This window comes from Rhizobium sp. AN68, from assembly GCF_030758035.1.
GTDB classification, from domain to species: Bacteria; Pseudomonadota; Alphaproteobacteria; order Rhizobiales; family Rhizobiaceae; genus Agrobacterium; species Agrobacterium tumefaciens.
Map to the genome: position 1 here is coordinate 452361 of NZ_JARWMI010000001.1, position 15059 is coordinate 467419.

16 protein-coding genes are annotated in these 15059 nt (G+C 56.6%); 9 read left to right on the plus strand and 7 right to left on the minus strand.

Annotated elements, in window-relative coordinates:
- Positions 1 to 26: 26 nt before the first annotated feature.
- Together RBH71_RS02030 and RBH71_RS02035 are read right to left on the minus strand one after the other, a co-directional pair.
- A complete protein-coding gene (locus RBH71_RS02030) occupies positions 27 to 509 on the minus strand; it encodes a hypothetical protein (protein ID WP_323687023.1) in 483 nt (160 codons plus the stop codon).
- Positions 506 to 1162, minus strand: coding sequence for a hypothetical protein (locus tag RBH71_RS02035; RefSeq protein WP_323687024.1), 657 nt, complete (start codon positions 1160 to 1162; stop codon positions 506 to 508). Before RBH71_RS02035 ends, RBH71_RS02030 begins: the two co-directional genes overlap by 4 nt.
- A gap of 266 nt (positions 1163 to 1428) precedes the next feature.
- On the opposite strand from RBH71_RS02035, the gene RBH71_RS02040 reads away from it, so the two are divergent.
- Positions 1429 to 2058, plus strand: coding sequence for a hypothetical protein (locus tag RBH71_RS02040; RefSeq protein WP_244656417.1), 630 nt, complete (start codon positions 1429 to 1431; stop codon positions 2056 to 2058).
- A gap of 288 nt (positions 2059 to 2346) precedes the next feature.
- On the opposite strand, the gene RBH71_RS02045 is transcribed toward RBH71_RS02040, so the two are convergent.
- From RBH71_RS02045 to RBH71_RS02065, 5 genes are all read right to left on the minus strand, one after another.
- Positions 2347 to 2931, minus strand: a complete 585-nt coding sequence (locus tag RBH71_RS02045) for a plasmid pRiA4b ORF-3 family protein (protein ID WP_112155477.1) — start codon at positions 2929 to 2931, stop codon at positions 2347 to 2349.
- On the minus strand, positions 2931 to 4589 hold the full coding sequence (tnpC, locus tag RBH71_RS02050; RefSeq protein ID WP_112155478.1) for an IS66 family transposase: 1659 nt from the start codon (positions 4587 to 4589) through the stop codon (positions 2931 to 2933). The genes RBH71_RS02045 and tnpC overlap by 1 nt, the downstream gene beginning before the upstream one ends.
- 78 nt (positions 4590 to 4667) lie before the next feature.
- Positions 4668 to 5015, minus strand: coding sequence for an IS66 family insertion sequence element accessory protein TnpB (tnpB, locus tag RBH71_RS02055; RefSeq protein ID WP_112155479.1), 348 nt, complete (start codon positions 5013 to 5015; stop codon positions 4668 to 4670).
- Positions 5012 to 5353 (minus strand): IS66-like element accessory protein TnpA, encoded by a 342-nt coding sequence (gene tnpA, locus RBH71_RS02060; protein ID WP_112155480.1) that lies wholly within the window; start codon positions 5351 to 5353, stop codon positions 5012 to 5014. The genes tnpB and tnpA overlap by 4 nt, the downstream gene beginning before the upstream one ends.
- 442 nt (positions 5354 to 5795) lie before the next feature.
- On the minus strand, positions 5796 to 6935 hold the full coding sequence (locus RBH71_RS02065; RefSeq protein WP_323687025.1) for a 2-methylaconitate cis-trans isomerase PrpF family protein: 1140 nt from the start codon (positions 6933 to 6935) through the stop codon (positions 5796 to 5798).
- Between the two features lie 564 nt (positions 6936 to 7499).
- Here RBH71_RS02065 and RBH71_RS02070 point away from each other — a divergent pair.
- The 8 genes from RBH71_RS02070 to RBH71_RS02105 all read left to right on the plus strand — a co-directional run bounded on the left by RBH71_RS02070 (position 7500) and on the right by RBH71_RS02105 (position 15052).
- A complete protein-coding gene (locus RBH71_RS02070) occupies positions 7500 to 7856 on the plus strand; it encodes a tripartite tricarboxylate transporter substrate-binding protein (protein ID WP_323687086.1) in 357 nt (118 codons plus the stop codon).
- Positions 7808 to 8314, plus strand: a complete 507-nt coding sequence (locus tag RBH71_RS02075; RefSeq protein ID WP_323687026.1) for a Bug family tripartite tricarboxylate transporter substrate binding protein — start codon at positions 7808 to 7810, stop codon at positions 8312 to 8314. The genes RBH71_RS02070 and RBH71_RS02075 overlap by 49 nt, the downstream gene beginning before the upstream one ends.
- A gap of 26 nt (positions 8315 to 8340) precedes the next feature.
- A complete protein-coding gene (locus RBH71_RS02080) occupies positions 8341 to 8829 on the plus strand; it encodes a tripartite tricarboxylate transporter TctB family protein (protein ID WP_112155482.1) in 489 nt (162 codons plus the stop codon).
- Between the two features lie 74 nt (positions 8830 to 8903).
- Positions 8904 to 10388 (plus strand): tripartite tricarboxylate transporter permease, encoded by a 1485-nt coding sequence (locus RBH71_RS02085; RefSeq protein WP_112155483.1) that lies wholly within the window; start codon positions 8904 to 8906, stop codon positions 10386 to 10388.
- Positions 10389 to 10407: 19 nt separating this feature from the next.
- A complete protein-coding gene (locus RBH71_RS02090) occupies positions 10408 to 11478 on the plus strand; it encodes an Ldh family oxidoreductase (protein ID WP_112155484.1) in 1071 nt (356 codons plus the stop codon).
- A gap of 225 nt (positions 11479 to 11703) precedes the next feature.
- Entirely contained in the window at positions 11704 to 12786 is a 1083-nt protein-coding gene (locus RBH71_RS02095) for an isocitrate/isopropylmalate dehydrogenase family protein (protein WP_112155485.1), read from the plus strand.
- An 83-nt stretch (positions 12787 to 12869) separates the two neighbouring features.
- On the plus strand, positions 12870 to 13679 hold the full coding sequence (locus RBH71_RS02100) for a hydroxypyruvate isomerase family protein (RefSeq protein ID WP_112155519.1): 810 nt from the start codon (positions 12870 to 12872) through the stop codon (positions 13677 to 13679).
- Positions 13676 to 15052, plus strand: coding sequence for an NAD-dependent succinate-semialdehyde dehydrogenase (locus tag RBH71_RS02105; RefSeq protein ID WP_112155486.1), 1377 nt, complete (start codon positions 13676 to 13678; stop codon positions 15050 to 15052). Before RBH71_RS02100 ends, RBH71_RS02105 begins: the two co-directional genes overlap by 4 nt.
- The last annotated feature ends 7 nt before the right edge of the window (positions 15053 to 15059 follow it).

The window sequence follows — 15059 nt, forward strand, 5'->3', positions numbered from 1 at the left end:
CGTTGAGAGCTGCAATAGAGAAAAGACTACCGCAGGTTATATGAGAGGGACATTGAACAGCCTCGACTGTCGCCAATTTCGTGTTTCAGAAGCTCGATCCATTCTCCGTCGTCGAAGCTGAAAAACTGGATTGCGCATTCTCCCGAGCCAGCGCCTGACCATTGCGCGGTCATCAGGCGGCTGGATAGTTCGTACTTCAGGGCGAGATCGAGGTTCGTTCGGCCCCCTACAGGCAACTTGAAAACCTCACCAGTGCGCACATTTCCGACATAGGCGTTTGAACAGCGAGTGCCGCAATCAATTTGGATGACCGCGTATTCACCGGCGAAAGCAGGGCCTTCAGCCATCCGCTGTGCGATCCGATCTTGATAAGCGCGTACCGTAGAATTTTGGCCGCTCAAATCGGGGAGATTTCTCGGTCCTGAATAGACACGGGCCACAGGTAATTGCGTGGATTTTATTCTCGACAGCAATATTTTTCTTTTGGATTTGTCAGCGGAACTGCTCATCGGTGTCCATGCGATGGGACTATATCCAACATCGGCGATTGATGTCGTCCCGCGAAGATTCTGAAATAAACTGCATCGGATATCGCCATCGAATTAAGCGTGGCAACCGTCTCCATATGAGCATATGTATCCGCGCCATGGCGGCGTTTCAGGTCAAGGAGCGCAGCTCGCCCTATCTTTGTCACGAAAGTAGCTATCGTCGTCGAACCGGAGATTTCATAAAAGTTCGAGATTGTGACGCCACCATCCGGAGTACTCAAGACAGATGAGCCGCCTGCAGGCAACAGACCAAGATTGCCAAAGCGCTTCTTGATATCTGCGAGAGTTGTTTGGCCGAACCTGAAGTCGGAAAAGTAAGCGAGCTGGCGCAAGCCTTTTCCATCCCATTTGGCCTCCAAGCGAACTAATTTCCCGGTCGATTGCTCGGAGGTCGCTGAGACTTCGATCCCATTTGCAGCCTTGAATTTCCCGTCGACATAACCGCCAAAACTGTTCTGCCAGGCAATGCCATCCAGCTTATTACGATCCTCTCCGATCGAGTGCCCAGCAACGACTTGAGCTACCGCCTCAGAAGGAGGGTGCAAGACGACCACGCCAAGGGCAGCGGACAAGCCGAACCATCGGACAAGAGATCGCAGCTTTAGTGATAACATTTCGTGCCGGCCCCCGCCCGCGTTCCATTAGGACGATCTCACGTTATCAGGTTCGGCAAACTACGAAACCACTAATTGAACGCCGTGGAAAGGTTTTCGCGAAAAGCGCGATTTTTGTGCGCTAGTCCAAAAAGGCCGCCGTGTCTGGCCGAACGGTACTCCACCTAGCTGGTGCAGGGTCATAAAAGTCTATTCTAATCTATTCTCACTCGACTCTAGATTGTCGCCGTGCTTATTTCCTTTCGGGGATTTTTTTCGGGGGCATCATGAACACCAAATTCGCTGCAGCGCTACTGTCTTGCGCTATGCTGACGGCTTGCCAATATAAGGCGGAGCCGCTCACAGTCGCAACCTACAATGTCTATTCGTCTTATGAAGGCAAGCTTCCCGGCAAGTACCTGCTCTTCGTTGATGGGTCGAAGTTGGATAAGCCAATCAAGCCATCGGACATGAACTGCGCAGCGCACACATTCCCGCTTAATCTCTCATCCAGCTTTTCTGGCTCGGTAAGACAGACCTTTGCAAACCTGGTGACCGAATTGGAGCCTGTTCAAGCGCCTGTCGGCCGCGATGAGCTCAAGGCGCGTGGTGCCCGTGGTATGATTATCGTTAAGGGCGAAGACGTGAACGCTCGCCTGCGCGTTGTGCCAGGCTTCTGGGTTGCCGGCATGGAAACGGAAGTTGAGGTCGCGGCATCCATTACTGTTGACGGGCAATCGGGGCGTCTGCTTGGCACTACTGTCTCTGGTGACGGCAACGCGCAAGGCGATGCCGGCTTTGCTTGTGAAGGTGGTGCAAAATCGCTCACTCAATCTGCTGAGCAAGCGATGAAGGAAACGTTAGGCCGCTTAGGCGAAGCACTGACCAATTCAGATCGCGTTCGCAACGGCAAATGAAACGTTAGTCGAGAGTGTGGAAACGCACTCAAACTGCTTACAAAAAAGTGTTCGAAGCTGCTCTGGCCGCACAGCTTTTGTAATGAAAAACTGGGCGTACACCCACAAGAGACGGGTCCGCGTTTGACCGGTAGTGAAGCAAGCGACCCCCGAAGTTGACGTGCGTATTTTTTGGAAAGGTGGAAGTAGTGGCACTATCGGGTCTGCCCTTAGCATCGAGCAAGAAGCTCGCCTTATTCCTTGACGGAACGTGGAATGCAGGTAAGCATTCGCCGAGGACCCGCAGTGTCAGGTTTTTTTGCGCGATCTGCGCTTCCATTTCGCAGCCAGAGCCTCGACGTTTTTGCCGAGATTTCTTGCATCGACTTGGCTGGGGTCGTAGTCTGAACTTCCCCACCATTCGAGCAGTTCTTGATGTCGCTCATGGTTGACGTCGGCAATAGCCTCACGGAACTCTTCATAGCCCCAAGGGCCGCCAACATCCTCTGGCGGGCACCTTCCGACAGCCTCGAGAAGGAAAGGATCATCAAAGCCGGGGGTAGCCGGAAAGGTCTTTTCGATTTTCACTGTGTGCGTCCAGCCGTCGCCGAAGTCATAGAGATACTTGAATGACTTCGCGCCGATATCTTCGATGGCGGCAAGAAGCGTTTCCTTGCGAGCATCGATGGGGTCATCAAAGCCGCCATCAGGCACGCCGAATCCGATGTCACGGATCCTGAACTCATAGAGATGACTGTTGGTCCAGCCGAAAGCCTCCTGGAGAACATCATGAAGCCGGTCGAGCCGAATGCGGAACGGCACGACAACGCGCCGCATCACCAAGGGATCAACGTCATCGAGCGTGATCTTCAGGCGAACGAGAGGACCAGCCATCAGGCCGCCTGCTGCAGAGATTTTGTTGCGGGGTTCCGCCAATTCCAGGGGAGAAGCTCATCGAGCCGGCTGACAGGATGGTCGGCGATGCGGGCGAGAACATCAGCAAGCCAGGCCTGTGGGTCAATGCGGCTCATTTTCGCGGTGACGATCAGGCTGTACATGGCTGCCGCCCGCTGTCCCCCTCGATCGGAACCGGCAAATAGCCAGGCTTTTCGTCCAAGGGCCACACCACGCAGAGATCGCTCCGCGCAATTGTTCGACAGGCAAATCCGGCCGTCGTCGAGGAAGCGGGTGAAGGATTCCCAGCGGTTCAGCATATAGTCAAATGCCTTTGCCAGGTCGTTGTCGCGCGGCAACCTGGCGCGGTGGTCGCGTATCCATATTTCCATGTCGTCGATCAACGGCTTTGATAATTGCTGGCGGATTGCTTTTCTCTCATCGGCAGTGCGGCCATTGATCTGGCGTTCGATCTCGAACAGCGCGTCGATCCGCTGCACCATGTTCAAGGCGATTGGTGAGATAACGGCGGCACTTTTACCCTGCGCTTTTCGGCGCGCATTGGCCTCCAGATCGGCTTGCGCAAAGAATGGCCGCCTGGCATGCGCCCAGCACGCCGCTTCGTAAATCGGGGCCGGACTTCGATCAGGAAGATAGAGCTGGCCATAGCCGGTATAGGCATCCGCCTGAAGGATACCGCTATAATTGGCCAGATGTGCCTGTGGATGTTCGCCGGCCCGGTCCCGGGAATAATAGAACATCACCGACGGTGGGGCCGTTCCGCCGAACGGAGCATCGTCCCTGACATAGCTCCATATCCGGCCGGTTGCGGTCTTGCCGAGAGCTAGAACCGGCACGGTCGTGCCATCACCGTGGATCCGTTCAGACGCGAACGTATGGCTTTCAATCCGCCGCACCAGCGGGTCAAGGATCTGGCAGCACGCGCCAATCGCGTCTGCTGCAGTCGACAGACTGATCGGCACACCTTCCAGGGCAAAACGTTCGACCTGGCGATTGAGGGGAATGTGCTGGCCGAACTTGTCGCAGAGCATCATCGCCAAAAGCCCCGGACCAGCCCACCCTCTCGGTATGACATGGAAGGGTGCAGGTGCCTGGCTGATCTTCTCGCAGTCACGGCAGGTGAACTTTTCCCGCACCGTCTGAATGACCTTCCAGCTCCGCGGTACGCTCTCCATCGTTTCGGTGATGTCTTCGCCGAGCTTGCGAAGCCGTTCACCGCCACAGCAACTGCAGGCAAGAGGGCCTGGCACCACGACACGCTCACGCGGCAGATGCTCCGGAAAGGGCTTCTTGACCGGCCGCTTGCGCGTAAAGCCGGTGACCGCAATCGCAGATGCTGCAGCAACGGCCATTTCAGCGGCAAGCTCATCTTCGGTCGCCGTCGCTTCGGCGTCCTCAAGCATCAGTTCCATCTGCGCAACCAGCCGTGCCGTCCGTTCCGACTTCTGACCGCGCAGTTCCCGTTGCAGCTTTTCGATATAGACTTTCTGGCGAAGAATGAGGGCCTGATCGTCGGCCTCCCTGGCCTTGGCAACAGCCAATTCAGCCAAAGCGGCGGCCCGATCGGCCCGCGCCACCGCCAATTCTGCTTCAAGAGCAGCAGCATGATCGCGGTGATTTTCGAAGCCCGGTTCCATGCTCGAAGTGAATCACAAAACCCCTGATTTGCATAGCTTTTCTTGATGGCAATGGCGGCAAATCCTCGCCAAAATTCGCTATCCAGCGCTCGTCGGACGCCATGTCTGCTGCGGGTTTCGCCAGTCAATTCCCTCAAGCAAGTAGGACATCTGGCCAGCCGTCAGCGCAATCGCTCCGCCCTCAGTCACCGGCCAAATAAAACGGCCACGCTCGAGCCGCTTTGCGTATAGCGAAAGCCCAATTCCGTCATGCCAAAGAGCCTTGATCAGCCGGCCGCTTTTCCCGCGGAAAACAAAAACGTCCCCCTTGAACGGATCACGACCAAGACCTTCCTGCACGATCAGAGCAAGGCTCTGCATTCCCTTGCGCATATCGCAATGGCCGCTCGCAATCCAAACCCGCACGCTCGAACTGATCGGGATCATTTCAGCGCTCGCATCACTGCAGCGGCAAGATCACAAGGCACCCCGGAGGCAATCCTCACCTTGATACCGTTCGCAAAGTCCACAACGATGGTTGCCGCACCACCATCGCCGCCGCCAGAAACATCCAGAACTGTTGCCGGCACAAAAGCAGGCCCATCTTTCACAGTCAGCGCTTGGCGCCGCCACGTGTAGAGCAGCCCCGTCGAAACATCAAAACGACGCGCTACCTCCGAGACATTTGCCCCAGGAGCAAATGCTGCCTCCAGAATTTCCAGCCGTTGGTCCGGTGACCAACGACGACGCCGTTCTTGACCCGTCAGCAAAATGGCCTGTGCCATAGTTCCTCATCGCGCTCTTAAGTCCACTCTCAAGAGCGCAAAATCACGGTATCGCCAAAAACTCGCAAGGCGGTGCACGCCGGAGGGATACGAATTAGGCTCCTCCATGACGTCAAAAGGCAGCTATGAACCAGCCGACCATCCGCAATCGGCCTCTTATCGGCCGCACACGGCAGGTTGTCGCCTATATGAGGAGACTCGGCGCGAACGTATTGTCCGATCGACGCAGTCGGCCGTTCACGTCCTTTCAAGGTGATGAATGTGAGGGGATCATGTGGTCAAAGTTAGATGCAATTATCCTAGACGTGGCTTTGCGCTCCCACTTCGATTGCTTATGTCATCATTTGAGCTTTAGGTCCGCCTCATTTTCGCAAGCTGGCCGCAGCTCCTAAAAATCTTCTTCGACTTTGACGTATCGCTGCGATCGATTTTTTGCAGCAAGTCAGTCTTCGATGTAGAGCCCGCCTTTGAATAGTCGGCGAGCAGTGCGGAAAAAAGATCCACGCTTTGCGACAGGGCCTCTATCATCCAAAGTAATTTCAGCATCAGCCGAAAGAATACCGGATGGCATGCCAACATTAAACGGCCCATGGTCGGTTGTGCTCGCAACTCTATTGACAATGGAACCATGGATACGTGCAGCTATCGTTGTGCATAGTGTCGCAGTCAACGGCAACGCCTGATGTGGTTGCCCATTCGAAATCACCCTTGCAGTCAGGTTCATATCAGCCGCCCTTATCCATTCTCCAGATGTCGTCAGAGCGTCCTGCGGACCGGAAACAATGACGATGAAAGGGACGTGGCGGATGAGCATCGCGTTATCGCGATCCTTAGAAATCCTCATTCGCATAGATGCAGCTATGCGAATACTCTCGAGCAAGCGGAGGAGATCGGGCTGCTCCGATATTTGCGCGGGCAGTGCTGTCCCCAGCACTCCAAGATCTTCTGCGCGCACGAACACGCAGGCATTTCCGGCATCGATCATCGAAACTTCAAGCTCGACGCCATCGACCTTGAGTTGTTCGCTCGGAATTCCTGTGGGTAACAGTTTGCCAGTTGTCGCACCGCCGGGGTCCAGAAAATCGAGCCGAATCGGCGCTCCGCTTCCGGCGACACCTGGGATTATGCAGTTGCCGCCATAGACCGTACCTTCGGCATCGGTGGGAAAGCGTGCGTGGACGAGCTTGGAGGTATTGGTATTGAAAATTCGGACCGTTGTGTGGCCCATCTCGGGCACTACCAGATACTCGTCGACAGCGAACGGGCCGATCGCAGACAGCATGTTTCCACAGTTCCCGGACATGTCGATCTGAGCGTCGCGTACCGCCACTTGCACGAAGGTGTAATCAATGTCGGCATCGGCTCTCGCTGAGGGCGCAATCACGCAGACTTTGGATAGGGAAGAAATGCCTCCTCCCATGCCGTTCAGTTGTCGGCCGTAGGGGTCCGGGCTGCCCATCGCTCTAAGGAAAAGGTCTTTCCACTCATTACGATCGGCAGGAAGGTCTCTCAAATGGAACATCAGCGCCTTGCTGGTGCCACCCCTCATGAAGACGGCGGGGAGTCTGTTTTTCATATCCATTTATCCTCTCTTGGTCGAAGTCTTCCATCGGCGCCTCAAGGCGAACCCTCCGACCGCTGGCAGGTGAACTCATACCCTGTTTATCCATAAAATCGAGACGCGTGGTTTTTAACTATTGCAAAAAACCATCCTGCAAGGTATTTGGTATTTCGGAGGCCAAAAGACCAACTTACGGCATTTGGAGGAGTCAAGTTTTTCGCGAGATGTGTCCTGATTTATCGGGGCGCTGGACATGGGCTGCCGAATTCAACCCATGAGCCAGAGCACACCAACATCCGACCGTGATCTTCACTTTTAACCAGTGCCTCTTGGGACGGCTCTTGCGCCGACCGGATAGCGGTTAGCGAAGGTGCGCATTCCTGAGGAGGGAGGCGGATTTTCGAACGATAACGACAGACGTAGCGGAGGAGTTTACGTGAACGAATTTTCCAGACGTAGTTTTAATTTTATGGCGGCGACCGCGATAAGCTCGCTCGCGCTGGCGCCCGGGCGCAAGAGCTGAAATCTCTGCACATTCTCGCCCCAAGCAGTCCCGGTAGCGGTTATGACCAGCTGGCTCGGACAATTCAGCAGGTTCTTCAGGAGAAGAAGCTTTCTGGGCCGGTTGAGGTTCAGAACGTTGCAGGCGGCGGCGGAACCGTCGGACTTTCGCAATTCGTCACTACACGGCCCAGACACCCCAGCGCGCTGGTTGTTGGCTTCGCACTTGTGGGGGGCGTCCTTACAACCAAGTCCGCTGTCACTCTCGATCAGGCTGTTCCCGTCGCGCGTTTGATGGGAGACGTTGACGCGATTGTTGTGCCGACCAATTCCGAAATCAAGACCATGGCAGATCTAGTTGAGCGCCTCAAGGCGGATCCCAGCAAGGTTGCATGGGCCGGCGGCTCCATCGGCGGCATGATCACGTTGCGGCAGGCCTGATCGTCAAGGCCGTTGGTGCTGATCCCAAGAAAATGAACTTCGTCGTCCATGCGGGCGGGGGTGAAGTTCTTGCGTCCACTCTAGGCGGGCACGCCACGGTCGGTATCAGTGGATACGAGGAATTCCGCGCCCAGGTGGATGCTGGGGCGCTTCGCGCCCTCGCCGTCACAGGTGAAGAGCGCATCGCAGGCGTTAACGTTCCGACGCTGAAGGAATCGGGTATTGATCTTGCGGTAACAAACTGGCGTGGCCTGATGGCACATCCCAAGATGAAGGACGACGACCGCAAGGCCTTGGAAGCTGCCGTCGCCGAACTCTCCAAGACCCCTGAATGGAAGGATGCTCTGGCTAAGCGCGGCTGGACAGATGCTTATCTTCCAGCAAAGGATTTCGGCGAGTTTCTTGGCGAAGAACAGAAGCGCGTCGAGACCGCTCTAAAGGAAGTCGGTCTCCTCTGAATAGCTGGTAAAGGGGAGGCAGCACCATGCTGATTTCTGGTCGTTTACGCGTGGGCGAAGCTGTCATCGGCGCTTTTACGCTCGCGTTGGGTTTGTTTATAAGCGTCCAAACGTGGATGACGCCTCCCATTGCTGCACAGTCGGTCGTCGGTCCGGCCCTCTTTCCCGCCCTTATAGCGGCGGGATTGATGCTGGTCGGGCTGCGTCTTCTCTACGAAGCCTACATTCGTCGGCTAATAGAGGATGAGGTAATACAGTTAGATTGGAAACCCTGCGCCGTTGTTGCTGCGGCTTTTGCGGCCCAATGTCTAACTCTTGAGCGACTTGGCTGGATCGTTTCCGGGACGTTGATGTTTACGGTTTGCGCCATGTCCTTCGGAAGCCGCGCGCACATTCGGAACATTCTCTTCGGGTTCGCTCTCACAACCGTAACCTACCTTGTCTTCGACTATGCATTGGATCTCGATCTACCGACCGGGTCAGTGATCGAGGACCTGATCACGCCAACGAGCTGATCGCTTCAGAGGGCGACGACCTGTAGTCGCCAAACCCGCCTGTTCGGGCCAATCAGTTTTCAAGGCGAATCGACATGGACACCATTGCTGCGCTGATGCACGGTTTTTCCGTAGCACTGACACCCTACAATCTTATGTGGTCCCTTATCGGTGTGACCCTTGGCACTGCGATTGGCGTGTTGCCTGGCATCGGGCCAGCGCTCACAGTCGCTTTGCTCCTACCTGTTACCTACAGTCTCGAACCGACTAGCGCTTTTATCATGTTCGCCGGGATCTACTACGGTGCAATGTACGGTGGGTCGACGACGTCTATCCTTCTGAATACACCTGGTGAGTCAGCGTCGATCGTTACCGCGCTTGATGGTCACGCGATGGCTAGGAAGGGTAGGGGAGCCCAGGCTCTCGCGACCGCTGCGATCGGCTCATTCGTGGCAGGTACGATCGCGACGATTGCGCTCACGTTCGTCGCTCCCTTGATGGTAAAGATTGCGCTGCTGTTCGGGCCAGCCGAGTATTTTGCGTTGATGGTGCTCGCCCTGACGACCGTAACCGCAGTTCTTGGCTCGTCTCTTTCGCGAGGGCTTGCAAGCTTGTTGTTCGGACTGGCGCTGGGCCTCGTCGGGATTGACTTGCAGACCGGCCAGGCACGCTTCACGCTCGGAATTCCCGAGCTCCTCGACGGCATCGATGTTGTCGTTGTAGCCGTCGGACTTTTTGCTGTGGGCGAGACCTTGTTCACCGTTGCGAGGCATCGTTTCGAGACCGAGGAAATCTATAGCAAGGAAGATTGGCGCCGGTCCTGGAAGCCATGGCTTCGTGGTACAGCGCTCGGCTTTCCGATAGGCGCACTTCCTGCTGGCGGCAGTGAAATTCCGACGTTCCTATCCTATTTGACGGAAAAGCGTCTGTCGAAAAACCCTGAGGAGTTCGGCCATGGCGCAATTGAAGCCGTCGCTGGACCCGAAGCTGCAAACAACGCTTCTGCAGCCGGGGTGCTTGCTCCACTTCTCGCTCTCGGATTGCCGACATCGGCAACCGCCGCAATCATGCTTGCCGCATTCCAGCAGTATGGCATTCAACCCGGTCCGCTGCTGTTCGACAACAATCCAGAACTGGTGTGGGGACTGATCGCAAGTCTCTATATCGGCAACGTCATGCTGTTGCTTCTCAATCTACCGCTTGTCGGTGTGTGGGTGAAACTCCTACGCATTCCCAAGCCCTGGCTTTATTCGGGCATCCTGCTGTTTGCGACGATGGGCGCATATACCTTGAATAACAACATCGTCGATGTCGGGATCCTGTGGGTAATTGGCATCATCGGATTCGGTATGCGCGTTTACGATGTACCCGTTGCACCCTGTGTCGTCGGCCTGATCCTTGGTCCCTTGGCCGAGCAGCAATTCCGACGAGCTCTCACGATCAGCCAGGGCGACGTCAGCGTCTTCTTTACCCAACCCATTTCACTGGCACTTCTCGTCATTGCCCTTGTTCTCGTCGTCGTACCGGCACTTATGCGCTTGAAGGCCAACCGCAATCAGGCCGCAGCAGAGAACGTCTGACGCGTCATGGAGCGATCGCATGTCTGAATTGAAATACTATCGTGTAGACGAACTAACGACCTTCGCGGCGGATGTTTTCAGAAGCACCGGCATGTCTGACGCCCATGCAAAAACGATTGCCACCGACCTCGTGCATGCGAACCTTCGGGGCATCGACTCCCACGGGGTGTCGCGAATCCCGATGTATATGGAACGTCTGAGGGCAGGCCTCGTCAATGCGCGCCCGAACATCAAGATTGATGAGGTCGCCGGCGCCGTCTCGCACGTCGATGGCGACAACGCCATGGGTTTTATCCCGTCACATATTGCCATGACAGAAGCGATCCGGCTGGCGAAGAATTCGGGGATAGGTCTCGTCGGCGTCCATCGCAGCACCCACTTCGGTATGGGCGCACTTTATGCGCTGCAGGCCATCGAGGCCGGCTACATCTCGATGATTTTTACGAACTCTTCTCCGGCAATCGCCATGTGGGGCGGTCGCAGCGCGTTTTTAGGCGCAAGCCCGGTTGCAGCTGGCGTGCCTGCCGGGAAGCATCCGCCCTATGTCATGGATATGGCCATGACGGTCATAGCGCGCGGAAAGATCCGACTTGCAGCGATGCGTGGGGAACCGATCGCGGAAGGCTTGGCACTCGACGTTGACGGCAATCCAACTACGGACGCAGCCAAGGCCTTTGAGGGCGTCTGCCTGCCGTTCGGCGGCGTCAAGGGTTCGGTACTTGCGACACTCATGGATCTGATGTCGGGCGTGCTAACCGGCGCCAACTTCGCTGGCGACGTCAAGAGCCTATACTTCGATCATTCTGAGCCGCAGAATGTCGGTCACCTTTTCTTTGCGATCAAACCAGACCTCTTCATGAGCCTCAGCGACTATGATGCACGCATGGACCGATACTATGACCGCGTGAAAACGATGCCCCGAGCAGTCGGTGTCGATGAGGTACTGATGCCGGGAGAACCCGAGGCTCGAAGAGAAGCAGAACGTCTGCGGAACGGCATCCCGATCACCGACAACGTGATCTCAGATTTGACCGCTGAAGGCGATCGATCAGGGACCAAGTTTCCGTCCGGTTCGACCACCGCTGCTTGAGATTTGGCTCAAAGAACTCGCCAGTCGAGATCATTCGCAAGGAAAATCAACTTCACCGCTTGAGGCCCAATTTCTGAGATTGTGGTATTTTGGGTTTGCATAATACCTGTGTTTCCGTTATTGGCATTTCAGGCATCCAAAATACCAAACGGAGGAGGTTTGGTTTGGGATCCAAGGCTTCATCACCTTGCACCCAACAGCCTCCTCGAATAGCGAGGAATCCACGTGCGCCTTCTTGTACTTCCCGGTGACGGTATCGGCCCCGAAATCACTGATGCGACGCTGCGCGTTTTGCGCGAAGCGGACGAACGGTTTGGTCTCGGGCTCGCAATTGAGGAGGCAGATATCGGCCTCAAGTCTCTTAAAGAGCAGGGCACGACATTGCCGGAAGCGGTGATGCAGCGAATCCCTGAAGTCGACGGCGTCATACTTGGCCCGGTTTCCCACTATGACTATCCCACGCGCGACAAGGGTGGCATCAATCCGTCGGGCGAGCTGCGCGTCAAGTTCGAGCTTTTCGCCAATGTCCGCCCTTGCCGTTCTCGTCCAGAACTGACCGTTCTGCGCAAGCCGATGGACCTGATCATCGTGCGCGAAAATACGGAAGGTTTCTACAGCGACCGAAACATGTTTGCAGGCTCCGGCGAATTCATGCCAGACCCGGACATGGCCCTGTCGGTGCGCAAGATCACGGCACGCGCGTCCAACCGGGTCGCTCGCGCCGCCTTTGAGCTCGCCAAAGGGCGCCGCAAGAAGGTGACGGCCGTGCACAAGGCAAATGTCGTCAAGCTGTCAGATGGCCTGTTCCTTCGTGAAGTGCGCAAGGTCGCCCAAGAGTTTCCCGATGTGGAACTCGAAGAGCTGATCGTCGACGCGACCGCAGCGCTGCTAATACGTCAGCCCGACCGTTTCGATGTCATCGTCACCACCAACATGTTCGGCGACATTCTCTCCGACGAAGCCTCCGAGCTTTGCGGTAGCCTCGGTCTTGGTGGCTCCATCAACCAGGGCGAAGGCATCTGTGTTGCCCAGGCACAGCACGGCTCCGCACCCGATATCCAAGGTCAGGACAAGGCTAACCCGACCTCGCTGATCCTTTCAGCAGCAATGCTCCTCGACTGGCTCGCAACCAGGCACGATCGGCCGGAGTTCGCTGCCGCTGCACGTTCGATCGAGGACGCAATCGAAAAGACGTTGGACGATCCGGGCAGCCGCACGCGAGACCTCGGCGGTCCACTCGGAACCAACGCGTTCACAAGCCGCGTATGCGAGGTTCTGCAACAGCTGGTTCGCAAGCCCGCAGCCTAGCATTTAAAGTCCCTCCAAGGCGGCAATCCGGTCAGCTCGTTGGCCGGCTTGCCTCCCCCGGGAGAGGCTTGGAGGACAAGCACGTGAACCGTTTCTCTGCACATATCGGGTATCTTTATACCGAACTGCCGCTGGTTGACCGCATCGCCGCCGCAGCACGAGACGGATTCACGGCGATCGAGCATCCCGAGCCGTTTGCAATTCCTGCGAAGGAAATGCGGGAACGCCTCGATGATCTCGGCCTTGAATTCTGCCAGTTATCCAGCGGGTTGGGTGACCCTTCGCGAAGCGAAAAAGGCTTGGCGGCTCTTCGCGGGCGCGAGGCAGAGTTCAGGCAGGGCTTCCTCAGAGCTTTGGACTATGCAGAGGCGATCAAAGCCCGGTTCGTGCATCCAATGGCTGGTGTTCCAACAGGCGGCGGGCTCGACGCTGGAGAAACGTACCAAGCGAACCTGGGTTGGGCGCTTGAAGCTTGTGGCGGGACCGCTGCGAGGGTGCTGATCGAAGCGATTACTGCACCCGGCTACTACGTCGCGACGTTGAACGAAGCGATCGCCTTGCAAGACTGCTTCCAGGGACGCCCAGCGCTTTTGTTCGACACGTATCACGCAATGAAATTGGGCGAAGATCCGGCGCGTTGGGTCGAGGAAAATGCAACCCGCGTCGGCCATGTCCACATCGCCGACTATCCCGGGAGAAACCAGCCGGGATCCGGGACGATCGACTTCGTGGCCGTTCTTCGCGCCCTCGAGGGCGCTGGATACGGCGGTGCTGTCGGCTTCGAATATGTGCCTACCGAATCTACCGAGCAAAGCCTGCGTTTCTTGTCGTCGTGGAAGCACCTCGTCGCATCAAATCACTTTGCCACTCATCACTCAGGAGCGAATTCATGACGACAATCACATCCATCAACCCTGCTGACGGCAAGGAAATCAAAAGCTTCTCGCTACAGGATGACGCGAGTGTCGATGCGGCACTGACGGCCGCCGTCAAGGCACAGAAAGAGTGGGCCCGCAAGCCGGTCGCTGAACGCGCGAAAGTTCTGACAAAGGTCGCCGCGGTATTGCGCGAAGGCAAAAGCAGATACGCCGAGATGATTGTCCGGGAGATGGGCAAGCCGCTCGTCGAGGCGGAAGGCGAAGTCGAAAAGTGCGCTTACAACTGCGACTTCTATGCTGAACATGCTGCATCGTATTTGAGCGACGAGCTGGTCCCATCGAATGCGACCGAAAGTGTCGTCGCTTTCGATCCCCTCGGTGTCGTCCTCGCGATCATGCCGTGGAACTATCCGTTCTGGCAGTATTTCCGTTTCGCGGCACCAGCACTGGCAGCCGGCAATGGCGCTATCCTCAAGCATGCCAACAATGTTCCCGAGTCAGCGATGGCAGTCCAGGAGGTCATGGAGAAGGCCGGTGTACCGGCCGGCCTTACGGCCAGCCTGTTGATCGACGTTTCCAAAGTCGCCGGTCTCATCGCCGATGATCGTATTGCGGCCGTCACGCTGACCGGATCGACCGAAGTCGGGGCGATTGTCGCGTCTCAGGCCGGCAAGGCTCTGAAAAAGCAGGTTCTTGAATTGGGCGGTTCCGACCCTTTCATCGTTCTTGCCGACGCCGACATCGATGCCGCTGCAGAGACGGCCGTGAAGGCGCGTTACATCAATGTTGGTCAGTCCTGCGTCAACGCAAAGCGTTTCATCGTGGAAGCATCGATTGCCGACCGCTTCGTGGAGCTTTTCGTTGAAAAGGCCACGGCGCTCAAGATTGGCGATCCAATGGAGCGCGATACAAAGATCGGCCCCATGGCACGAGCGAACCTCCGCGACACGCTCCACTCTCAGGTCAAGCGGTCGCTGGCAGAAGGTGCTGTCCTGAAGCTTGGTGGCGAGCCTGTCGAAGGTGACGGCTTCTATTACCCGCCGACCGTTCTCGACCACGTGAAACCGGGAATGGTGGCGTTCTGCGAGGAAACCTTCGGTCCTGTCGCTGCAATCATCCGCGTTAAAGACGCTGAGGAAGCCGTCGCCGTCGCAAATGACACCGAATTCGGTCTCGGTGCAGCGCTGTGGACCTCTGACATCGCCAAGGCAAAAGAAATGTCGCGGCAAATCGAAGCAGGTGCAGTCTTCATCAACGGCATGACGGCATCCGATCCCCGCTACCCATTCGGCGGGATCAAGCGGTCCGGGTACGGACGCGAGCTTGGTGTCTACGGCATCCGCGAATTCGTCAACATCAAGACCGTCTGGATCGGTCCCGCAAAGTGAGGTCTGT